Here is a 23,351-nt window from a genome sequence, read left to right on the forward strand (position 1 = left end):
GTCGTTTGGGGGACGTCAACCAAGGCATCAGAAAAACGATCATAAAAGCAGAAAACGCGAGTGTCGTAAAAAGAGCCTCCTCAATAAGCTTATAAAGCTCGGGTCTACCATAAAGAAAGTAAACAAAAACTGCAGGAGGGAGAAAAATCAGAACAAAAAATATCGTAGGAGCAACCCGTTTGCGAAAACGATAGGAGCTATAATATTGCTGCCTGAGCAACTCCAATTCACGAAAAAGCCTCCTGTTATCTTCTAAAAAAGCCTCTTCCGTTTCGTCAGAAAAAAACCATCCTCCACGTTCAGATACTTCCTTTCCGAAAACTTCAGTAAGAAACATAAAAAGAATGGAGAGAAGCGCTTCCAGAATGACGTTCATTTAGGCGCTCTTCCGAGCCTCCTCCACCTTGCGCGGATCGTAAAGGTCGAGTTGGTCGATGATCGACAACACCTCCCCGATCTCCTTTTTCATATTCAAAACCGACTCCGGATCCGTCGCCGGAACGGAAATATCCGCCGGCTCGAAATGATTATGCTTGCTGGAAATCAGGATCAGCATCTTGCTTTCATAAAACGCCGCCACCATCTTCTCCCCGTCATATTCCTCATAAAGCGCCTTGAGCTTCTCGATCATCACGGGGTCGATCAGATACCGCGCCTCCACCTGGTCGTTCGTATAGGCATCGAACAGCTTCTCGAACTCCGGGTCCACCATATTGGCCTTCTTCAGCCCGTGCGAACGGGAGGCAAACCACTCGGAAACCTTCCCCCGGTCCTTGTCCAGAATCGTATGCCCGTAAAACCGCTTCTTGCTCATATCGAGCAGTATCGCCAACCCCTTGAAAATACTGACGTAATAGGTGCGGTTTTTGCTCCGCCGCCGCTGCTGAAGGTTGATCTCGCAAAACTGGATGCCGACCTCCTTGTACTTCCCGATGAAGTGATCCTCGGACTCATACTTGTCGTGCGCGGGCAGAATTTTAGAAGGCTGCATCTGCTCAACGGGAATCTGCCCCCCCGGCGTATAGGAAAAATTCCCGAACAGATTGGCCAGCTTGGGCAGGATTTCAACCTTGTAGGCGCTGGCATATTGCCGCTTGGGCTGCGTCACCCACGCGTAAAGCGCCCCCATAAAAAGAACACTCAGCCCCGCCGCGCCGTCGTCATTCGAGCTTTGGAGCCACAACAGCCAGTAATCGACATACCCCAGAATCGGCCCCAAAATGGCCCCGGCCGGCCACGCGATCATCTTGCGCCTTTTATAGACGGCGTATTTCTCCTGCCGCAAAACCTCCAGCGCCTCAAGTTGCTCCTTGCTGTGACGCAGGAACTCCTGATCGCTCATCCCGCGCAGATCCTCGACCTCCTTGGGTTCCGGCGGCGGGCCGCTGGGCGTGAATATTTTGCTGAAAGGGGAATTGCCGGAAAGGAAAGCTTGAAGCATCGACGCACCTGTGTAATCTGATCGGGCTGAGAACATTTTACGGGAAATTCGATGCCGGACAAAGGCCTGATCTGCGGAACCGATGGAAAAATGCGCTGCTGGTGGTGCGGCGATGATGCCGAATATATCCGCTACCACGACGAGGAATGGGGCAAGCCCGTGCGCGACGACCGCCGGATGTTCGAGAAAATCTGCCTCGAAGGCTTCCAGTCCGGTCTGAGCTGGCTGACGATCCTGCGAAAACGCGAAAACTTCAGAAAGGCCTTTCACGATTTCGATGATGAAAGAATATCGCTCTACACCGAAAAAGATATCGAACGCTTGTTACAGGATGCCGGAATCGTAAGGCACAGAGGTAAAATCGAGGCCGTCATCAACAACGCCGCCCGTGCCATCGAATTGAAAAAGGAAACAGGCTCATTGGCGGAGTTTTTCTGGTCCTTCGAGCCCGACCCCAAATCCCGCCCGAAGAAAATGGATTACAAAACCCTGACCTCCATGCCGACATCGGAGGCCTCCTTGGCGCTTTCCAAAGCCCTCAAGAAACGTGGCTGGAAATTCGTCGGCCCCACCACCTGCTACGCCTTCATGCAATCCATGGGCATCGTCAACGACCATCTGGACGGCTGCCACACGCGCCACAAATGAAAAGACCCCCGCGAGGGGGTCTGATTGAAGAAATCTGACTTTAGCGGGGAAGATCAACAACACCCGGGGTACGGTCCATACTCGAACCAGGTTGATAGCCCCCACGCTCATAGTAATGAACAGGATCAACGGTCGAACGCGTGCGGCAATCCCTCATATTCTCAAGAATTTGTTGATCTCCGTTCATTGCCGCATCCAACAACTGACGGTTCCCATCGCCGATATTACCGGTAAAAACACGCCCCACAAGCTTCACCAAAGGCGAACCTGGTCCGCGATAGTGTTCATATTCATAATCCCTGCGGAGGCGGCGCCCGCTACGGTCATTAAATTCCTCGCAGCTGCCATGATCATGCTCTCCACCAACATTCCCGGAAACATAGCCCCCGCGATATAGAGTGCTGTTGGAAATACGCTCCTGTGTATCGTCACGCCCTCTGTACATCTGGCGGGTCATATACCCTTGCTCTCCACGCCCGCCATTCTCACCGCCTTCATACTCACGCTGCAAATAATAGTAACGCTGGTTATCAATGCGGCCACTAGAACCAGGCATAAACAACTGACGCAGAGCATCGTCAACCACATGGGAATGATCTCTCTTATAGCCCTCAGAAATATTATCACCCTTAGCGCTTGTACTGACCGTCATTGCCATATCGTCATACTTAGTGCCCAGAAAATCATCAAGCCTACGGATCGTCGCACCACGACTGTAATTTTCGGTCAAACCGCCAATTTTGATCTTATGATCCTCAAAATTCACCAGACGGTGCTCAAGCTCCTTCGTACGGGTATTACGTACGGAAATAATCATATCGCCGCCCAGACGCTCTCTATCTTCAGGGTTAAGGCGGGTCAACAGCGGTCCACCCTCACGAATCTCGCGGGTTGCAACAGCCCGGTCGTAAAGAAACTTCAATTCACGGGCGTTGAGACACCCCTTATCAAGTCCCTCCAGTACATCGTTTCTCACACGAGGCAATTCCCAGTAATTCCTTGGGACAGGAGTTGTTCCAGCGGTGCTGCTTCTGAACTGATCACGCACAGGCGGAACGGGAGAGGCAGGAGCAGGAGCAGGAGCAGCGGCGGCAGGAGCAGGTTGCGGCTGAGCAGCAGCAGGAGCCACAGCAGGCGCCTTCGGCTCCAGACACAGCTGATTGTCAATATAGGCAACGATCCCGGCCTTGGTCGGATTATGCCACTTGTAGTTATCCCTGAGGACGGCAAAATCGCTGTCATTAAGCGTTTGTCTCCGGCTGCCTTCGCCGGGAGGTTCAAGATACCCATCCAGTTCAATAACCTTGAAAGTGTTGCTATCCTTAAGCACAACACCCGCGTAGGCACGGCCCTCATGCTGGAGAATGAGCGGACCCTGATTGGGGCAGTCTGGGTTGCTGTTATGTTGCTTATAACGCTCAAAGAGTTGCTCAACGGTCATACCCGGCGGCAACTCGTTCTCCGGCGACATTCTGATACCCGGATAACGGTCAACAGGAGCCGAAGGCGCAGCAGTCGGAGCAACGGCAGGAGCAGGAGCCAAGGCGCGGACGCTGACCTGATTACGGATATAGCTCTGATCCCAGACGCTGTGCTGCTGGACAGGACCGGCGCTTCTGTCGCGGGGATTAGTAGACTTCATATCAGCTTCAAGATCGCGGACCGTGCGGACGAACTTTTCGATGTCCTGCTGGTTCATCCCCTTCCCGCGCATATAATCGGTCACGGCGGAAATCGTCGATTCGTTATAACGGTGAGACAAGGCGGAGAGTTCCACACCCTTGGCCAGTTGTGCACGCACAGCCAGCTCCTCAAGTGCCATACAGGTCGACCTGGTCATAGTATCGGTACCCCGCCCGCCCGCAGCCCGCATATAAGCTTCAGGTTTTGTGGACAATTCAAGAGCCCTGGAATTCTGGCTGAGGATATTCTGAAGCTCAACGACACGACCGTAGGAATAACGCGTCGGACCGGGCGTATATTGAGCTGTATCAGGAGTGAGAATGATTTCAAATCTCTTGTCACCGGTCTGAACAACCGAGCCGTCAGCGGAAGGCGCAGCAGAAGCAGAAACGGCTTGCGCCGGGGTCACTTGCGGAGCGCCGAGATTCATGGCGCCCGATTTCTGGATATCGACGAAAGCCTTGGCCAGATTGCTCGCCTGCGCGGCGTTTTCGATGCCGAATTTCGTTTTGAGATGATCGCGGAACCCGGCTTCCGTTGCAGTATCGGAGGTAAAGAATGCCCGACGTTCTTCAGCCAGACGCTGGGTAACCTTTGCACCGATATCGTCATACGAACCTGCATAACGGTTGGACGCCGCGTTAATGCCCAGCTTGGTGAGAACAGAAGATGTCTGGGCGTGAATTTGCTCGATCGCGGTCTTCGCACCCTCGCGGGTCAGGCCGATCGCCGGAACAGTCATTCCGGCCAAGGTCATCGCCTGAGAAACGGTGCGGAGCTGAGCATCGGTATAATTCGGAACACCGTTGGAAGCAGGCGCAGCCGTAGCCGCTGCCGCCTGAGCCGGATTGATTTGAGGAGTGCCGGGCTGAGGCTGAGGTGCAGGGGTAACTCCGGGTTGAGGCGCAGGGGTTGCACCGGGCTGCGGCGCAGGAGCGGCAGCACCCGGCTGTGGTGCAGGCGCTGCCCCGGCAGCGGGAACGCCCGGCATACTGCTGACTTCCTGCTGATAGGCATCGCGGACCTGCTGCAGATAATTGGCACGCTCGGCAGGAGAAAGCGCCTTGTATCGTTCACCCTCTTTAACCATTTCATCGGCAAAAATTTCGGCAGCCCTGTTCGGATCACCCTGACTGCCGTCCCTGGCAGCATCAAGAGCCCGGGTAACCGCTGCGCGAACGTGACCACGCTCAGCCCCATGGAACAGCAGACGCTCAACGGCCTTGAAAGCCACAGACTCATCCATCTTGGTGAGAATTCTCTCTTTAAGCTTGGCATGGTCGAAATTTACCGCCTGAAGCTCGTTATAGTAGCCATCGCGCACGGTCTGGCGAACCTGCTGGCCGCCCGGTGCCTGACCGCCCCAGAGCCTCTGGACCGGGAAGCCGAACATATTGAGGAATCCGGCAAGCATCTGACCGATTTTGTCGTTCTCGAAGAAATTCTTGAGCCAGCCTTTCATGCTCTCGGGCAGGAATTGCCCGATCTTGTCCATGACCGTCCCCATGAAAGTGACGCCCTTGGCTTTTTCGTTATTGAGCTTATTGGCACGCTCTAGCGTGTTAAGGCTGCGGATAAGCTCGTTAAAGGCCTCAAGTTTCTCCCTTTTATCTTTATTCTCTTCTCCGGCCAGCTTTTCCTGAATATAGGCCTCAGGGTTTCTCACGAACTTCTGAGCATCCTCTGTAGACATGGTCTCAAGGCCAAGCTGCTGACGGACAACTTCGTAGTTCTCCTTGACCAGGATATCGTGCATGAGCTTCTGCCCGATAGCCGCCGTGTATGTCCCATCGGCGTTCTTATCTCCGCCCAGTTTCTTAAGTCCCATCAGGACCATATGCAGGGCATTTTGAGACTGTTCATCAAAAACGCCATCGGCCTGCGTGGGAGGGCTAAAGCCCGCAAGACCGGCGATACTTCCCCCAAAACCGCCACCGATCTGAGAAACAGCACCGCCAAGCTTGATAAGAGCAGATTCTACGACCGTGCTGGCATGACGGATCTCCGCATCAGTCGGAGGGCCGGAAGGCCTTGGTGCAGCTCCAGATCCGGAAGCACCGAACAGCCCCTGATGGACCTCATTAACAGCAGCGACTTGCTCTGCGGTAAATGTGGGTGGATTGGGGCTCTGCATTGCAGTGATAACGCCCGCCTGACCCAAACGACCAGCCGCAGCAACAATCTTATTCAGCCTGTCGATGGTAAGATTCTGAACACCCGTTATATTGCGGAGATTCTGAATGTACTGCTCTTGTGTGGCGGTCCCATTCTGAGTAAAGAAATTCGTTCTGTGATTTGTGAGAGCTGTCTGAAGATTTTGCGCGAGCTGGGGCAGAGCCTCAGCAGTAACAGGAACACCGAGAACGCTTGCAAGCCCCATGATCTCTTGTTGAATCTGGGCCGCTTTCTGCAGGGCATCAGCACCGCCAGCCGCTGCACCTGAATCGGCGCCGCCACCAGTAGCAGGAGCGGCAGGAGCAGGAGCCGCAGGCTGACCGCTTCCGGCAGGGGCAGGCTGGACCTGTGCAGGAACAACCTGAGGGTTAAGGATATTGCTCGCATAGACCTGATTCATATCGGCGAAAATCTGATTCCGGTTGTCAAGAAGAGCGAAAAGAATAGACGGATTATCTTTGACGGCCTGCGGCAGACGGTCGTACATCTCCCGGTTTTCGGCCTGGACCAACACACGGAACGCCGAACTGGCACCCATGGGAAGACTGGCGGCATCGCGTAAAGCCCCGATCTTGGGATGGGTCGCAAGCTCGTTAAGCTTCTGCGTAATCTGAGTCCGGACTTGCGGGCTGTTGGGATCGCCTTGAATCTGGAACAGGTTAGCCAGCATCTGCGAGGCCTGACCGAAATCACGACCGAAAGCAGCAACATCGGTTCCTCTGGGGCGGATATCCAACGCCGGAAAGACCTGGGTCCGTATAGCATCCATCGCCTGCATCGTCCGTGCATCGGGGGTCACCTCCTGCGGCGCAGGAGCAGGAGCCGCCGGAGCGGCTGGTGCCGGAGCAGCACTGAAGGCTCCCGAAACGGCAACGGTCTTCATGCCCTGGATAACCTTTGAAGCGTTGGACAACTCGAATCCATAGGTGTTTTTGAAATGCGCGTTGATCTGGGCCTGAGTGACGGCAGAAGGATCTCTCTGGCTACCGACAAAAGCTGTGGTAAGCTCTTTCAGTTTGGTTTCGAGAGCCTGACCGAGCTGGGCATTACCGATCTGATTGACATTCATCCGCAAGGCTGTGCCAATCGCACGGGCCGTATTGGTTAAATTGCCAAGATTGGCATGAGCGGTGCTATTGTTCAGTTCCGCTGGAACAGAATCCTTTGAAACAATATCCATGGCCGAACGGATAGCTTGCCTCTGGGCTGGCGTGTAATTCGGCACACCGGACGCAGCAGTAGATACGGCGGCAGGAGCAGGAGCAGCGCCCTGGCTGGCCTGATAAAAACGGTCCAGATAATCCACATGAGCATCAAGCTGCAAAAAAGTTGCCATGAAGGCGCTTTTGGCCTGTGGGTTGGAATCGAGCTGACTTTTAAGCTCGGCAGGAATGCGTGGAGAAATGCGGCGGTAAAGCTCTGCGGTCCGGTACTCAGGTTGCAAAATCAATGGAACGGACTTCAAAAGCGCCTCATGAGCCCTTTTGGTCTCGGCACCGATTTGCGGCGTATACTCGCTGATTTCTGGAAGACCGAGAAGCCGCCGTATCCCGGCGAACGCGCCGCCATGGGCCTCATAATTGGCAAAAATCTGCTGCTCTGTGGTCAGTCCTGTAGGAGAATTTCCCATTGTTCACCCCTAAAAGTGACGTGAAGCTTTTTTATCTTCACTTAATTATCACCGCTCAATACGCTCAGCCCTTTTTATTTAGTCTTCTGCTGAATCGTAACATACTTTAAAAACTTAGGCCCATTCTGGCATATCGGAAACAAATTTACAAATTTTTATTTCCTTAACCACTACTAAAGGCACCCCCCTAAAAACCTATTACCCGAAATGCAGGGCATTAACCTGGGCAACCAGCAGGTCTGCGTGCTCAAAGAGGCTCATAAAAGCCGCCCGCGCCCTGGGGTTTTGATAAAGCTGGACCCTCTTCTCATAGGGTATATTCTCCGAAAAACGCTCAAAAAGGTACTCCTGCCGCTCTTCAGGGCTGAGATCATCCGGTGAACTCCTTATTTCACGGTCGATTGTATCCAGAACCTCCTGCCCCATTTCACGGGTATAGACCGGAAAATCGTTGCTAAGCCCCAATGAAGCGCGAACATAAGCCAAAGATTCTTGTAAATCAAAGACATAGTCAGATATCTCATCAGAGAAAATACTATAATTTGGAGGAGCGTCAGCCATAATGTAGCATCGTATCAAAAAAAAATGAAAAATACGTGTTTTTTGCGTCCTAAGCCCTCTTATGCAATAAGGAACCAGAAATCAGGGAATCCTCAATAAATTTGTAATACTCAAGATAGGCCGCAATAGCTTTATCCTTGGAAAACTCCTCTGTAAATCTTCGGTAACCTCTCTCTGCAATCCTTTTAGCCAGATCCCGGTCGGAAATAAGCCTCTGAATGGCGGTTTTCAATGCCTCCACGTCATCAATCGGAGTCAAAAGCACGTCCTCCTCATGCCGAACGAATTGTTTGGGTCCGGTAGAATCCGTAGTGATGAGGGGTATTTTCTGCGCCCAGGCTTGTGCAAAAACATTACCAAACGCCTCATATCGGGAGGGAAAAACACAGAGATCGGCCGCTCGGAACAACGGTCCGCGATCATCCCGCCACCCCAAAAGCCTGACCCTTTTCCCCAGACCAAGAGAAGCAATCAAAGCCTCAAGCGTCGAACGCTCCGGCCCCTCCCCGGCAATCCAGAGGTAAGCTTCGGGCACTTCTGCAACAGCCTTAATCAGCGTATCGAAGGCCTTACTGGGATGAAGCCGCCCCAGAGCCAGCAGAAGCGGGGCATTTGGGGGCGTTTGAAATTCAGAACGATTCACCGTTCCAGGAGAATCATCAAATTCGGCAAAATTATTGATATTCCGGACCCGCTCTGGACTAACCCCCTTTTCAATTAGATACTGCCGGATATCCGGTGTGTTCGCCAAAAAGAAATCGGCGTGTTTGTAATACTTCAGATTGTAGTAACCACCCAAACGCCCCATAATTGCATATCGCGAAACATTTGATGAAGCAGACCACGGAGGCGTCTTTTCCGTCGCACGAGACATCCACGTCTGCACGATAATCGGATGAAAGGATCGGATAATGGCCCTCAACCTGTGAGAAGTCCAGAAATCCAGAGTTCCCCCGAAAGGCAGTGTATGAACCCGTATTCCAGCCTGCTCAAGACTGACCCTGCGGACTTCATGCGGACGGATCACAGCTTCAAGAGCGATGCCCGCTTTGGATAAGGCAAGGCAGGTATCGACAAAGGCGACCTCAGCACCGCCTTGCAAAGCACCAGCCATAACCTGAAGAACTCTCATAAGAGCTTAAGATATCAAAAAAAACTCAAATTATTCCTGCGTCTTTTCCCGCGCCGAGGGATAGCTCACGAGAGTGGCCTTCAGCATTCCGACCATATGTTCCTGAGTCTCGTCCATCTTACTAAGCATGAATTCGCAGGCTTCTGGAGTCGTAACCGGGGTCTTTTCAAAACGGCTGGAATTATACCTCCGCACGTCTTCGATCAGCCCGAAAAGATTCGAAAACTCAGTCTGCGAAAGGTAATCCTGAGCGAGAACCATATTGTTGACGTTGGCCTCCGCCTCGGCCATCGGGGCTGCAACAGCCTCTTTCCATTTGACAAACCTTTGCTTAACCGTCTCAGCAATCTCAGAATTATTCTCAGCGCAACCATTAACGGCACCTTGAACATCCTCCCCGACAGCCTTAACCGTACTTATGAGATTGTAATTAACAATCACAACAGCAAAATGCTGGACCTCTCGGGTATCCAGTGTCGCCATAACCGATGCATACTTCTGATGCAGGGCTTCGTTTTTTGCTTGCCCAACCGGATCTGTAATTTTTTCATCGGAAGAACCAGTATTAGTCTCGGATTTCTGCTGCGCAGCCCTCTCTACCCCGGCCCCCTTCTCCTCCGCAGCAAAAGCGTCGCAAACAGGAGCAACAGTAAGGACAAAAAGGGCAAACAGGCCAAGGCATGAACGTTTCATTATAGAACCCTGCGAATAAGTCGGTCGAACCAGAACACCCTATACTAGCCTTTACAAAAGGCCAGTGCAAAAAAAAACCGCCGAGAACGGCGGTTTAAAGTTATGCTTACTTGTTCCATTACGGAAAATATATTCATACGGGGCAACACAAAGGAACAAACAAGCCCTGCACATGACAAAGAGATAAAACGACGATTAACCCAACCTCCCGCCTGAAAAACAGGCTCCCCAACACACGAAAAAAACAAACGGCCTACGGGTTTATTTGCTTTTTGAGTCCCCAAGCAGAGCCTTCCCCGGCCCTTTTGAACCCATCTCCGTTCCTGATTTTTTTTTCCCCCTCCCCCTCTTCCGCTGGTCCAAACTTATGGAGCGAGAAAAAACCGACCAGAAAACAGGCCAAACTGAACAATATTGCAATCCATCCAACCATCATCACAAAGCACCCCCCAATATGTTTAACATAACACATAACAAGTAAATACAAAGTAAATAAAATTAAAAGCAAATTTTTTTTGTATTTTTGGTGGTTATTATTAAATAAAAAACAAATAAAATAAGTATAAAAGTTATATAAAATTTTATATAAATTAAATTTATTTCAAAGATATTGTTTCTCAAGGACTTAAATCGCTCTGAAAGAAAATTTTCCGGTTGTTTTTAAGGGCCGTTTATGTCTTTTTTATCAAACCAAGGGTAAGGAGCCAGACAATGGCCAAGGAAAAAACGCAGAAAAATTCTTTAAAAGTTTCAAACCGCTCGGACATTCCGATGTTCCGGGCGCTCGATATCTTAAGGGAAGTCAATGAGCGGGCCACCAAGGGCACAGATATCCGCCGCATGGGGGCAGGCCAGCCCAACGTCGGCGCACCGCCCGAAGCCCTGGAATACGCCATCTCCAAAATCCGCTCCGACCCGCGGCAGGGCTATACCGAAGCCGTGGGGATGCCGAGCCTGTGCGAAAGGATCGCCGCCTACTACAAGGACTATTATCGGGCAGACGTCAATCCGCGGAACGTGGTCATTACGACCGGCTCTTCGGGGGGCTTCATCCTCGCCTTTCTGGCCGCCTTCGACGCCGGAGACCGCGTCGCCATCACCACCCCGACCTACCCGGCCTATAAAAACATCCTGACCGCCCTCAACATTCAGGCGGTGGAAATCGAAACGTCACCACAGACCAACTACCAGCCGACAGCCGAACTCCTCGAACGCTCGGCAAAATCCTTTGACGGCCTGATCATCAACAGCCCCTCTAATCCGACGGGAACCATGCTGCCGGCGGGTGAAATGGAAAAAATCGCCAACTGGTGCGAAAACAGGGGTGTTCGCCTGGTTTCCGACGAGGCCTATCATGGCATCACCTACAACCGTAAAGCGGAAACGGCGGCAAACTATTCAAAAAGCGCCATTGTCCTCAACACCTTTTCAAAATATTTCGCCATGACGGGCTGGCGTCTAGGCTGGCTGGTGTTGCCCGATGACCTGACAGACCGCGTCAAAAAACTCTCCGAGAATCTGTTCGTCTCGCCCCCGACCATTTCACAGCATCTGGCCTTCAAGATTTTCGATCACCTGGACGCTTTGAACGCCTACGTGGAAACCTACCGCGAAAACCGCGGCATCCTCCTGCGCGAACTCCCGAAGGCCGGGTTCACGAGCATCTCCAACGCCGATGGCGCCTTTTATGTTTATGCGGACGTACACCACCTGACCAACGACAGCGAAGCCTATTGCCGTCGGATGCTCGACGAAGCCCGCGTATCGACAACTCCCGGCATGGATTTTGACGTCGCACGGGGACACGGAACGATCCGTATCTGTTATGCCGACAAGACGGAAGACATAATAGAGGCTTGTGAGCGTTTGAAAAAATGGCAATCTTGATAATTACAGCCAATGGCATCGGTTCCTCTTCGATGAGCATGAAATTGTGATACACTCTCCGCAAATGCATAAGAAACTCTGATGGAAATTCTCTTCGATCCGACAATATGGGCGGGCCTGGTCACACTGGTCGTTCTCGAAATAGTACTCGGGATCGACAACCTGATCTTTATCGCCATCCTCTCCGACAAGCTCCCCCCGGAGCAGCGGCAGAAGGCCCGGATAATCGGACTGACCTTGGCTCTGCTTATGCGGCTTGTGCTTCTGGCCAGCATTACGTGGCTCGCCACGCTGACAACCCCTTTATTCAACCTCATGGGAAGCGAAATATCGGCACGTGATCTGATCATGCTGGTTGGCGGCACCTTCCTGCTCTTCAAAGCGACGATGGAACTCCATGAGAAGCTGGAGGGAAGCCACAGGGAAAAGGACGACGAGTTGTCCTACGCCAGTTTCTGGCCCGTCATCCTCCAGATCGTCATTCTGGATGCCGTGTTCTCCATCGACGCTGTCATCACCGCCATGGGCATGACCGAACACCTGCCCGTCATGATGATCTCGGTCATCATCGCTATGATCCTGATGATGATTGCCAGTAACCCGCTGATGAATTTCGTCAGCACGCGCCCGACGGTGGTGATCCTCTGCCTGGGGTTCCTGCTGATGATCGGTTTCAGCCTGATCGTCGAGGGATTCGATTACCATATCCCCAAAGGTTATCTCTACGCCGCGATTGGTTTCTCTGTCATCATCGAGGCCTTCAACCAGCTCGCCCAGCAAAACCGCAGGAAAACGGTCAAAAAAATGGATGCCCGCACGCGGGTATCCGAGGCAGTGATTAGCCTTCTAGGCATGAAGTCCGCGCAACCCGGTCTGGTTTCGGAGTTATCGGTTCTGGCCCCCAGCGAAAAGGAAATGAACGTCTTCAAACCCGAGGAGCGCCTGATGATCGGGCGGGTCTTGCAACTCGCGCAGCAGCCCGTCTCGGCGATCATGACCCCGCGCAACGATCTCTACTGGATCGATCTGGAGGACTCCCGCGAGACTCTTCAACGTGAAATTCAGGACTGTCCCTATTCCTGTCTGGTCATCGCCGGTCAGGGTTCGATCGACGAACCCTCGGGAATGATCCAGAAAAAGGATCTGGCGGACCATTTTATATCGGGAAAGACTTTGGACACTCTGCACAAGCTGGTCCTCCAGCCCGTCGCCCTGCCGGAAAATCTGACAGTTCTACAGACGATGGACTCGTTTCGTAAAAACCGGATACACGTCGGTTTTGTGATCGATGAATACGGCTCACTTCTGGGTTTGGTGACGCTGACCGACGTGATTGAAGCCATCGCGGGCGATATGCCCGAAGACCACGAGGAAGACGACTTCCAGCAGGAACGCAAAAACGATGGCTCGTTTGTCGTCAACGGCAACCTCACCCTTCAGGAACTGCAGGAAATCATGGGCCCGGACATCGACTGGCCGAATAAGGGGAACTACACCACGGCGGCAGGCGTCGCCCTCAATATGCTTCGAAAACTGCCGCAAAAGGGGGACACCTTCGAGCTGTCCGGCTGGAGCATAAAGATCGAAAAAATGAACGGCCGCCGGGTCAGCCGGATGCGGCTGACCAAAAACGACTCCTGACCAAGCTTCACTCGATCAGCTTGTTCCACCAGCCTTTTTTCTTGCTCTTGGGCGCTTCGCTGACCACCTCGTAAGACGCTGACGAAGACGGAGTGCGCTCCTTGCGCTCAGGCCGCGCTTCCACCACAACATCCCGTTGGGGAGGGTTTGGTTCGAACGGCGCTGCGGGTTCGGAAGTCCGTAATTCAGACACGACCACAGGCTCGGAAGAGTTGTTGTCCTGCTCACGGGGCTCTTTCGGGAAAGACTCATCGCGTTCAGGACGGTTTCCGCGACCCGGACGGGGCTCACGCGCACCGCCTTCACGAAATTCTCCACGCCCTTCGCGGTTCTTGTCGCGCCGTCCGCGGCCACCGCGCCGGCCTCTGCGCCGTCCGCCTTCACGCGGACCTCCACCGCCGCCGCCACGATGCTCGTCCCGGCGGTTGCCCGTGCCTTCATCGGAATCGTCTTCGGAAACCCTCTGGTTACCGACCGGATCGTCCGCCTCTTCGTCTTCATAAGACTCATCGCTGTCGGAGTCGGGCGTCGAATCACCCTGCCAGGCCGCAGGCTTGGGAGCCTCACGAGCGGGAGGCTTACCGACATCGCGCTCAGCCGCCGCTTTATCGGAAGGCCGGGACACTTCAATCCGGTGTTCGGACGCACCGATCTCGTCATCCACGCGGATCAGAACCTGCAGGGAATAGCGTTTCTCGATATCCGCCAGATTGGCGCGCTTGTAATTGAGAATATAAAGCGCCACGCGGGAAGTGATATTGACAACGAGTTGCGCCGCACGTCCGCGGATTCCCTCCTCCTCAATCGCCCGCAGAACCACGATGGACATGGCGTCCTCCGTGCGGACAAGACCGGAGCCTTTGCAGTTATGACAGGTCTCGTACTGCGCCTCGGTGAGGCTGGGATTCAGCCTCTGGCGCGAAAGCTCCATAAGCCCGAAGGAAGAAATACGTCCGACCTGAACACGCGCACGGTCTCTGGACAGCGCATCGCGTACGCGTCGCTCGACGCGGGCGTTATTGCGGCGATCTTCCATGTCGATGAAGTCGATCACAACCAGCCCGCCCAGATCGCGCAATTTCAGCTGCCGCGCAATTTCATCGGCGGCTTCGAGGTTGGTGTTAAGGGCAGTTTCCTCGATATGCCGCTCCTTCGTGGCCTTGCCGGAGTTCACGTCAATCGAGACCAGCGCCTCGGTCGGATTGATAACAAGATAGCCTCCAGAGCGCAAACGCACCTGATTCTGCCCGATCTCGCTGATCTGCGATTCGACCTGATAACGGGTAAAGAGCGGCAGATGCTCCTCCTCGTACGGCAGGACTTTCTTGACGTGCGAAGGCACCAGCATCTTCATGAAATCGCGGGCGTTCTTGAATCCGTCAGCGCCGGCCACATGAATTTCCTCGATATCGCGGTCGTACAGATCGCGGATCGAACGCTTAATCAGGTCGGCTTCCTCATAGACAAGGGCCGGAGCGGTCGATTGCAGCGTCAAATCGCGGATCGTGTCCCACAGCCGCAGCAGATAATCAAGATCGCGCTTGATCTCCACCTTCGTGCGCGAGACCCCGGCCGTGCGGAGAATCACGGACATCCCCATCGGAACTTCGAGATCCTTCATGATCTCGCGCATCCGGGAACGGTCATTATGATTGGCGATTTTCCGGCTGACGCCGCCGCCGCGGGGGCTGTTGGGCATCAGGACGCAATACCGGCCGGCAAGCGAAAGATAGGTCGTAACCGCTGCGCCCTTGTTTCCGCGCTCTTCCTTGGAAACCTGCACCAGCATGATCTGCCCGCGCTTGATGACTTCTTGAATCTTGTATTTACGCCGCAGGTTGAAACGGAATCCGGCACCGGAATGGCCGCCCTCATCGGCATCCTCGCCCCCGACAACCTCGACATTCGGGTTGCGGTAGGCACTGCGCTTGCGCCCGCGTCCGCCGCGGAAACGGCGACCGCGACTGCGTCCTCTGTTGCGGCCTTCTCCCTGGGAATCACCGTGGCGCGGTTCCTGCTGGGCGTCTGCTCCCGCTTCTGAAGGACTATCTTCATCATCACTAACAGGTTCATTCCCGCGCTGGCCGTCATCATGTCCTTGCGCGATAGGCTCACCGGCGGCATCTGCGGCATAACCATCATCGTCATCATATAACCCTGAGACCGGATCCTCGGAACGGCTACCCGAACCTGATGGCTGGCCACCCTCATCGTCATCCTCGGAAACCGAAGGAACCATGCCCCCGACTTCTTCAACGGCGGGAAGATCACCCTCCCCGGCTTCGAAATTCTCATCGTCAGGACTCTCGGAGGAACCCTCAGCGCCCCCGGACTGTTCGGCCAGTTCTTCCTCGCGCTGCTCCTGCTCATCATGAGCCTTGAGGAACGCCTCCTGCTCGGCCATAAGCGCCTCGCGGTCCTCGATCGGAATCCGGAAATAATCGGGGTGAATCTCGGAAAAAGGCAGGAAACCATGGCGGTTGCCGCCGAAATTCACGAACGCCGCTTGCAGGGAAGGTTCAACACGCGTCACCTTCGCCAGAAAAATACTGCCTTTAAGGGGTTTACGGTTCTTGCTTTCGTAGTCGTATTCGACCAGCCTGTTCCCGTCACAAATCGCAACCCGTGTTTCCTCAACATGGGTTGCGTCAATAAGCATACGCTTTGTCATTTTATTCTCCATCCTGAGCGCAAGCCTGCAGCCCTGCAATAGCAGCGATGCGCCAGCCCGACGCCTTTATTTACAACATTGATTTGATGCTTGCAGCTCGGCGGAACCTTTTACGTAACAACAAACGCAAAGCCGCAAACATATAAACTGGGGGTCACTGTACACCCTTGTTAAGAAATGCTCAATGCCAAAAAACCTGAAATCCGAAAATTCTGGAAAGTTACGAAGATGACGACATTAAAATACCGAAAACGCCCCAACTTCGCCACGATCCGGCGCGTATCAGAAAAATCACGGAACGGGAACTTAAGGTTTCGGCTCGTACTGTGCGTATTTCAGGCCTTCGGTCAGCGAAGCGTATTGCTGCTTGACGCTGGAGACATGGGCCTTGAATCTCTTCATTTCATTTTTTGCCAGCTTCTGTCCGGTCGGCAGCTTGACGCTGTTCGGATTGACAGGTTTGTTCTTAAGGAGAACTTCGTAATGGAGGTGCGGTCCTGTCGAGCGACCCGTTGTGCCGACATAACCGATAATCTGCCCCTGCTTGACCTTCTGCCCCGGCGTAATGCCCTTGGCGATTTTCTGCATATGGGCGTAGGCGGTTTTCATCTCGTTGTTATGGCGGATGCGGACATAATTTCCATACGCACCCTTCCGTCCCGAAATCTCGACCGTCCCGTCGCCCGCGGCATAGATGGGCGTTCCCATCGCCACAGCGAAATCAATCCCCTTGTGCATCTTTGTATAACCGCTGATCGGGTGACGGCGCATTCCGAACCCGGAAGACATCCGCGCCCCGTCAACAGGCGTCCGCATCAGGGTCTTCTTGAAGGTCATCCCGTCTTCACCGTAATAATCCACCTGCCCGTCCTTGTTCTCGTAGCGGTAAACGGGAATCTTCTTCCCGTCGATCGCCAGATTGGCATAGAGAATATCGCCGTAACGGGCAAAATCCCCATCCTCGGTTTTATAGGTTTCATAAAGGATTTCGAACTTGTCGCCTTCCTTGATGTCGCGCTGGAAGTCCACCTGATACGAATAAATGCGGATCATCTCGGAAACCACGGAAGCGGGGATGCCCGCATGAGCCGCCGAACCGTAAAGGGAATTATCGATCTTGGCATTCACGGCATCGACATGGACATAAACCGGACGCTCGACGATCTTGGCCCGGAAATCGTTCTCGGCCTTCTTGCTGACCACGACTTCCTTGATCGGGTCGATTTTCATCTTGAGGGATTCAAACTCCATCCCCTCATGACCGGGCTCAACACGCACCGACAGGGTTTGGCCCGCACGGACATCACGCGGATCGAAATGCTGACTCATCGCCTTGACGATATTATGGGCGTCAAGACCGCTGACCCCGGCCTCCTGAAGGACACCGGCAACAGTCTCGCCCGAGCCGATGCGGATATTTTCCTCACGCGGACCGACAGGGCGTAAATCCTTTTTGGGGACAGCAACAGGCGTAACCGCAGGCGCAGAAACGGGAGGTGCGACAGGAGCGATATCCAGCCCCTCGCCGGCGGCAGGCTGAAGATTCGCAAGCGCTTTAACCATGTCCCCTTCGGCACTCTCCAGAGAGCCAAAAAGGGCGGAAGCAACATTTTGCAACCCAAGCCCGGAAAGCGACGCACTTTCGACAGGCGTAGTAAAATCTTCTTCGGCGGAATTCCAGGCCACAGAGGCGATGGAGGGCGAAACAAGACCGGTCAGGCTGACAGAACCTAAAACAGCAAGCGCAACACAGCCGGTCACATAACGCAGGCGCGGACGATTGGTCCTGGTCAGGACGTATCTCCGGCGAACGGGCAGCAGGCGGTAAACAGAAATGTGGTGGGCAAGCGTGTTAAACAACCGCAAAAGCATACTCCAATCTTAGTAAAAATCTTTCCTGAACAGGAAAGGGAGAGGAATAAATCCCCTGCACCATAGCATATTCAGAGAAGAGTTTGAATCCTGTTAGCATATCATTAACAATTTTCCAAGTTTTGATCGTCTTTTATTGCCATAAAAACACAAAATTACTCGGGAATATTCTCCTAATATCGCTATTCCCTTGAAAATACTGACTTATACGCGACACTCTTTTGAGATTGCTTTATAGGCCACGCCTGAACCTTTAAGGCTGAACGTGTCGGTGGTCAGGGTACCGCGGGATGAAGTCCCCTCAACGGTCACCTTGGAACCGGAACGGATCAAACCGGAAATCTTTTTGTCCGTTTTAGGATCCTCCGCCCACGCCGTGTCCCCCTGCGTAAAAAGGGTGAACGACTGACCGTCGATCTTCAGCTTGACCGAAGCCCCGGATTTGTAGCTGTAACCGGCAATATAACTAAACACATCCTGCGTATTCTCCGACGGCCTGTGAGTCACCAGCACATAAACCTTCCCGCGGGTGGAATACTTGCCTTCCATTTTCTTGGGCTCACTGACCATGTAACAGACCTTCTGATTATTCTCAGTCAGGACATAGGCCTTCCAGTCGCCGTCCTGAACCAGCAGACGCGGCTTGACGCTCTTCGCCGCCGCAGGAGAACTCACAGCCACCGCCAGAGCAAAAACCAGAAAGGAGCATTTAAATCTTCTCAGCATCTCACGCGTCTCTCAATGTTAACTGGCTTCATATCATAACCAATACCGACAACCAGCACGGGGTCTCATGCTTGAATCGGTGCCAGTCTACAAAATCGGGGCACGAAGGCAAACCGGAAAATTCCGAAAAGAAAATTTTCATCCACACGCTGTGAGTATTATGGAAGATGGCGCCGCTGAGAAAAGCGAACATCTCGAAAACGCCGGAAAACTCTAAAGGAAGGCCTCACGGTTTCCGGCTACTATTATTATGAAATCTCAAGTAATAAAAAAGGATTAACAGCCCCCCCATCGTGAACCAGAAAACCGCATAAGCGGCATGATTATTGCTGAGCGAAGGCCGCAAACTCAGGGCGACCGGCGAAGGATTTTCGGAAAGCGCCTGTTCGCTAAACCTCTCGGAGTCAAGATAAAAAACGAAGGGCAGGACGCCTTCAACCTTTCGGCTCAACGCAAAGACCTCAAGGTCAATGCGGCTCCAGAGATTTTTTTCCGGCTGGTTGGCGGGGACCGAGAAATTGGCCGCTTCAGGCGTCCGTAGAAGCCCTGCAACCCGCACAGGAACAGGCTTGGACTCAGGCAAGGAATAACCCTTGGGAACCCACCCCCGATTAACGAACAACACCGCCTCTCCGGTTTTCAGCGGAGTCAAAAGGTGAAACCCCGGCACCTTGTCATGCAGCCGCGGCCCGAGCAGAATACTGCGGTCCAGAAGATACGTGCCTTCGATGAAACCGCTCTGATATTCCTGCAACGCATTTAAACTCTGCCCCTCTTTCAATAACGGTTGCGACAGGGATTTAGCAGAAGATGATTTTTCAAGGGATTCGAGTAAGGACGCTTTCCACGCTGATCGCTCAAGCTGCCAGAACCCGAGGCGGAAAAGCAAGGCCGCCCCTAGCACGGTAAAAACCGTCGCCCATAAAGGAAACTTCACGACCAGTCCCCCGGGCGGTGCTTGAATTGCAGCGCGAGGATATAAGCCTTGATCGGCTTCAGCGTCCCCAGCGTCAAAACCAGCGCCACGAAAGTCCACAGCACGCCATGTACCCACAACGGCGGAGTCACGAACGCATCCAGAAGAAGAGCCAGGGGGACAAGAAGAAAACCGAGGATGAAGATCAGAAAGACCGCCGGCCCGTCCGCGCTGTCATTATCCGCCAGCTTGAGGCCGCACACGGCGCAAACATCGTTCAAGGCAAGATTAAACGTATCCTTATAGAGATTCCCCTCCTTGCAGCGCGGGCACTTGCAGCGCAAAGCCAGCCGGACGAGGGAGGTATCCATGACCGTGACCCTTACTGGGGCCGCAGATCCATCCCGACCGTATTGCCCCACCAGTAGATTGCAATAAAGAGGAACAGCCAGACCACGTCAACGAAATGCCAGTACCACGCCGCAGCCTCGAACCCGAAATGGCTCTCGGCGGTGAAATGCCCCTTGAGCGCGCGCAGCCAGCACACGAACAGGAAAATCGCCCCCACGATCACATGGAACCCGTGAAACCCGGTCGCCATGTAAAAGGCGGACGTATAGACGTTTTCGTTAAAGGTGAAATGCGCGTGGGCGTATTCGTAGACCTGAAAACCCATAAAGAAAAACCCGAGAAACGCCGAGAGCGCCAGCCCCATGGCCAGACCCTTTTTATCGCCTTCGAGAATCGCATGGTGCGCCCAGGTCACGCAGCAGCCCGAGAGCAAAAGAATTAGCGTCATCATAAACGGCAGGTCGAACGGCTCGATCACGTGCATCCCCGCCGGCGGCCAGACATAGCCGATAAACTCCGTAGGATAAAAGGCTGAACTGAAGAACGCCCAGAAAAACGCCACGAAGAACATGACCTCCGATGCGATGAACAGCGCCATGCCATAACGGAACCCGACCTTGGCGATCGGCGTATGCGCCTTTTCCGCCACAGCTTCATGAACAACGTCCTTCCACCAGAAGAACATCACCAGCAAAACCGCAACCAGCCCGACAATAATCCCGCTCAGGCCGACATTAAAACCCTCGACCCCGTTCGCCGGATCGGCGAACAGATGCACCTTGTGCATATACATGATCGCCCCGCACGCCAGCAAAAACCCGGCCAGAGAGCCCATCAGTGGCCAGATACTGGGCCGCACCAGATGATAGGGATGCGGCTTTCCGGTGGTGGAGTATTCGATATGATCGGCCATTGGGTGTTCCTGCTTAACGTAAGAAAGGGAAATCCGTCAGAAATCCGTGGTGCTTATAGCACCGCTATCCGAATTGTAAAAGGCTTCCATCGCTTCTTCAAGGGCGGAGGACTCAGTTTTGAAAAATGTATACGAGAGTGTGATCTCCGTAACGTCCTTCAGGTTCGGATCGTCGTCCATCGCCGGATCGATATAAAACAGCACAGGCATATGCGCCTCCTCCCCGGCCTGCAAAACCTGCTCCCCGAAGCAGAAACACTGGATTTTGTTGAAATAGGGTCCGGCCTTGGGCGGGCTGACATTATAAACCGCCGTCCCTGTCTCGGCAGCCCCCGAGTTATTCCGCGCCAGATAGGCAATGACCCCCCGCTCCCCCAGCCGGACCTTCACAGTCTTGAGCTCGGGCTTGAAATCCCAGTCCAGCGTATCGGAAACATTGGAATCGAACCGCACGGTCACGGCGCGGTCAAGAATCCGGTCCGGCAGGGCTTGTGCCACCTGCGGCGTCCCCCCATACCCCGTCACCCGGCAGAACAGCGCATAAAGCGGCACCGAGGCATAGGCGAGCCCGCCCATAAGACACACAACGCCCAGAACCGCCAACCCGACTTTACGGTTTTTGTCCTTCAGCGTTTTTTGTGGGTCAACGGACATAAGGAGAACATTACGCCCCGCAGCAAGAGGCGTAAAGAGGGAGTTGTGAGAATTGAGCGCGGATTCTTCCTCGCGCAGGGCGACCGGCGGGGGTTCGTCGCCGTCGATATCACCGGCGAAGTCTTTTCCCTGAGCAAGCAACTCGGGATCAAGGCCAACGCGTTGGAGAAGCGCCTCGGCAAGCACACGGCGCTACCGACCGTCGAGGAAACGAAGGAGAAGATCGGCGCGGCCGTGCGCGGCCTGTTCGAGAAGTACCGCGCCGAATTGCAGAAAACCCACGAGCAGGAGCTGCGACCGCTCCTGCGGATCAGGAAGGCGATGACCGAGCAGCACCGCAAGGACCGGGCGGCGCAGAAGGCGTATCAGGAGAAACGCTGGAACGAAGAGCAGAACGTCCGGGCCTCACGTATCCGCAAGGGCTTCAAGGGTCTCTGGGACAAGCTCACCTTCAAATACTGGAAGCTCCGAAAGGAGAATGAGAAGGATGCCTGGACGTGCCATGTCCGCGACCGCGAAGAGCGCCAGGACTTGATCGAAGTGCAACTTGATCAGCGCCAGAATCTGCAAGTGAAGTTTGCCGAAATGCGTCAGCGGCACGAACAGGAAATGCAGAAGCTTATGGGCAGCATGGCGAAAATGGCTGCACCAGAACGCGATGCGAAGCCGGAGGCATTTCGCGGCAAGGTCAAAGAAGCCGATCTGGGGATAGAGGTACGGCCACCGCGCTCAGCGCCACTTCGGAAACCCGGACGGGTCAAAGATGCAGGGCATGAACCCGATGCGTAGCAGTGACTGGAACGCCGAGAAGATCATCGACGATCTCGAAACGTTGCTGCTGGAGCTGGCCCTGCATCAGAATTTCAGGCGCCAGCACTTCGTGATACTCCGGCACAATCTGCGTGAAATGATAACCTATGGGCTCGGCCCGAGGATCATCGCGCTCAAAGAGCGATTCGCAGCGATGCCCGAAAATCAACTGTTCGCCGCCTGGGGCGCGCTCCACAATCCGTTTCGTCTGGAAGATCGGAAGAATCGAACGCTGAACTAACATAGTTAAGGACAAATTTCAGCAGATTTTCAGTTTACAGTGCCTCTTGCTTTCAGCTATGAGTTGGTGTGACTTCAAAGATATGGGAATAGCCCTCGATAGAAGTTTGCAGCATCTAAACCATTCAATCGAGGCAGGAATGGGAAGAACATGTTCATTTTCTTATATGTATTTGGCCTAGTTCTACCTGCTATGGCCCTCGATCAGGTCAACTATGCCGCCATGCGCTTCATGCCGAGTAGATATCTCTACTTTCACGGCTTTGAGTATGGACAACCTAGCAAGTACGAATTCGAGTCGGTCACACATATGGGGGAAAGGCCAGTTCCTGAGAATGACGCATTCTGGTTCATCCCGGATTCTGCAAAGGATATTCAAATAGTATTTAGCTTTTACGGTATGGCTGGCATTGCAGACTTCCGAATCGACGAGGATGAAACATGGAATGCCGTCCTGGGCGGGCTCGCACCGATCACGGACTCCGCTCTGATACAGCAGATCTCGATAGACATGGCTCGCTGCCCTTGGCGTTACCGTCTGGAAGACAACTCCAGCGCTTATGTACTACTCAAAGAAGCGCACACATCCGACCACAAACACTACCTTGTTATCAATAGCAGCAGGACAATTGCTTGGTACTACAGCTTCTCAGCTGACTTTCCTTCGGAAGTCGAACAAATCTGCACTTTGCAGAATCAAGATTGAC

Annotated in this window: 18 protein-coding genes; 5 read left to right on the top strand and 13 right to left on the bottom strand. The window is 53.7% G+C overall.

The genetic code is table 11. The features are described 5' to 3' along the window. Window positions 1–376: 376 nt before the first annotated feature. The gene (locus IPN28_00720) at window positions 377–1,441 is read right to left on the bottom strand and encodes a DUF3137 domain-containing protein (GenBank protein ID QQS57373.1); all 1,065 of its coding nucleotides are present in this window, start codon (window positions 1,439–1,441) and stop codon (window positions 377–379) included. Between the two features lie 51 nt (window positions 1,442–1,492). Here IPN28_00720 and IPN28_00725 point away from each other — a divergent pair, with 51 nt between their 5' ends. Next, window positions 1,493–2,089 carry a DNA-3-methyladenine glycosylase I gene (locus IPN28_00725; protein QQS57374.1) on the top strand — a complete coding sequence of 199 codons (597 nt, stop codon included), beginning with the start codon at window positions 1,493–1,495 and terminating at the stop codon, window positions 2,087–2,089. Between the two features lie 40 nt (window positions 2,090–2,129). On the opposite strand, the gene IPN28_00730 is transcribed toward IPN28_00725, so the two are convergent. The 4 genes from IPN28_00730 to IPN28_00745 all read right to left on the bottom strand — a co-directional run bounded on the left by IPN28_00730 (window position 2,130) and on the right by IPN28_00745 (window position 9,963). Then, window positions 2,130–7,577: a hypothetical protein gene (locus IPN28_00730; protein ID QQS57375.1), complete on the bottom strand. Its 5,448-nt coding sequence runs from the start codon at window positions 7,575–7,577 to the stop codon at window positions 2,130–2,132. Between the two features lie 198 nt (window positions 7,578–7,775). Next, window positions 7,776–8,138, bottom strand: coding sequence for a hypothetical protein (locus tag IPN28_00735; GenBank protein QQS57376.1), 363 nt, complete (start codon window positions 8,136–8,138; stop codon window positions 7,776–7,778). A gap of 49 nt (window positions 8,139–8,187) precedes the next feature. Then, window positions 8,188–9,252 carry a glycosyltransferase gene (locus IPN28_00740; GenBank protein ID QQS57377.1) on the bottom strand — a complete coding sequence of 355 codons (1,065 nt, stop codon included), beginning with the start codon at window positions 9,250–9,252 and terminating at the stop codon, window positions 8,188–8,190. Window positions 9,253–9,300: 48 nt separating this feature from the next. After that, window positions 9,301–9,963, bottom strand: a complete 663-nt coding sequence (locus tag IPN28_00745) for a hypothetical protein (GenBank protein ID QQS57378.1) — start codon at window positions 9,961–9,963, stop codon at window positions 9,301–9,303. A gap of 711 nt (window positions 9,964–10,674) precedes the next feature. Here IPN28_00745 and IPN28_00750 point away from each other — a divergent pair. Beyond that, window positions 10,675–11,850 carry an aminotransferase class I/II-fold pyridoxal phosphate-dependent enzyme gene (locus tag IPN28_00750; protein ID QQS57379.1) on the top strand — a complete coding sequence of 392 codons (1,176 nt, stop codon included), beginning with the start codon at window positions 10,675–10,677 and terminating at the stop codon, window positions 11,848–11,850. 81 nt (window positions 11,851–11,931) lie between these two features. After that, entirely contained in the window at window positions 11,932–13,491 is a 1,560-nt protein-coding gene (locus tag IPN28_00755) for a TerC family protein (GenBank protein QQS57380.1), read from the top strand. A 7-nt stretch (window positions 13,492–13,498) separates the two neighbouring features. Here the strand turns inward: IPN28_00755 and IPN28_00760 are convergent, their stop codons facing one another. The 7 genes from IPN28_00760 to IPN28_00790 all read right to left on the bottom strand — a co-directional run bounded on the left by IPN28_00760 (window position 13,499) and on the right by IPN28_00790 (window position 21,594). Further along, window positions 13,499–16,162, bottom strand: coding sequence for an Rne/Rng family ribonuclease (locus IPN28_00760; protein QQS57381.1), 2,664 nt, complete (start codon window positions 16,160–16,162; stop codon window positions 13,499–13,501). A gap of 306 nt (window positions 16,163–16,468) precedes the next feature. Then, complete coding sequence (locus IPN28_00765; GenBank protein ID QQS57382.1) at window positions 16,469–18,034, bottom strand: peptidoglycan DD-metalloendopeptidase family protein; 1,566 nt, start codon at window positions 18,032–18,034, stop codon at window positions 16,469–16,471. Window positions 18,035–18,238: 204 nt separating this feature from the next. Beyond that, on the bottom strand, window positions 18,239–18,760 hold the full coding sequence (locus IPN28_00770; GenBank protein ID QQS57383.1) for a hypothetical protein: 522 nt from the start codon (window positions 18,758–18,760) through the stop codon (window positions 18,239–18,241). A 226-nt stretch (window positions 18,761–18,986) separates the two neighbouring features. Beyond that, the gene (locus IPN28_00775; GenBank protein QQS57384.1) at window positions 18,987–19,697 is read right to left on the bottom strand and encodes an SURF1 family protein; all 711 of its coding nucleotides are present in this window, start codon (window positions 19,695–19,697) and stop codon (window positions 18,987–18,989) included. Then, a complete protein-coding gene (locus IPN28_00780; protein QQS57385.1) occupies window positions 19,694–20,047 on the bottom strand; it encodes a DUF983 domain-containing protein in 354 nt (117 codons plus the stop codon). The genes IPN28_00775 and IPN28_00780 overlap by 4 nt, the downstream gene beginning before the upstream one ends. 11 nt (window positions 20,048–20,058) lie before the next feature. Next, complete coding sequence (locus IPN28_00785; GenBank protein QQS57386.1) at window positions 20,059–20,940, bottom strand: cytochrome c oxidase subunit 3; 882 nt, start codon at window positions 20,938–20,940, stop codon at window positions 20,059–20,061. A gap of 36 nt (window positions 20,941–20,976) precedes the next feature. Then, window positions 20,977–21,594 carry a cytochrome c oxidase assembly protein gene (locus IPN28_00790; GenBank protein QQS57387.1) on the bottom strand — a complete coding sequence of 206 codons (618 nt, stop codon included), beginning with the start codon at window positions 21,592–21,594 and terminating at the stop codon, window positions 20,977–20,979. Between the two features lie 45 nt (window positions 21,595–21,639). On the opposite strand from IPN28_00790, the gene IPN28_00795 reads away from it, so the two are divergent. Then, the gene (locus IPN28_00795; protein ID QQS57388.1) at window positions 21,640–22,383 is read left to right on the top strand and encodes a hypothetical protein; all 744 of its coding nucleotides are present in this window, start codon (window positions 21,640–21,642) and stop codon (window positions 22,381–22,383) included. Here the strand turns inward: IPN28_00795 and IPN28_00800 are convergent. Further along, window positions 22,352–22,600 (bottom strand): hypothetical protein, encoded by a 249-nt coding sequence (locus tag IPN28_00800; GenBank protein QQS57389.1) that lies wholly within the window; start codon window positions 22,598–22,600, stop codon window positions 22,352–22,354. The genes IPN28_00795 and IPN28_00800 overlap by 32 nt on opposite strands. Before the next feature lie 237 nt (window positions 22,601–22,837). Between IPN28_00800 and IPN28_00805 the strand changes: the two genes are divergently transcribed. Continuing rightward, on the top strand, window positions 22,838–23,350 hold the full coding sequence (locus IPN28_00805; GenBank protein QQS57390.1) for a hypothetical protein: 513 nt from the start codon (window positions 22,838–22,840) through the stop codon (window positions 23,348–23,350). The last annotated feature ends 1 nt before the right edge of the window (window position 23,351 follow it).

The sequence above is a fragment of the Alphaproteobacteria bacterium genome, assembly GCA_016699735.1.
In the GTDB taxonomy this organism is placed as follows: domain Bacteria; phylum Pseudomonadota; class Alphaproteobacteria; order Micavibrionales; family Micavibrionaceae; genus JAGNKE01.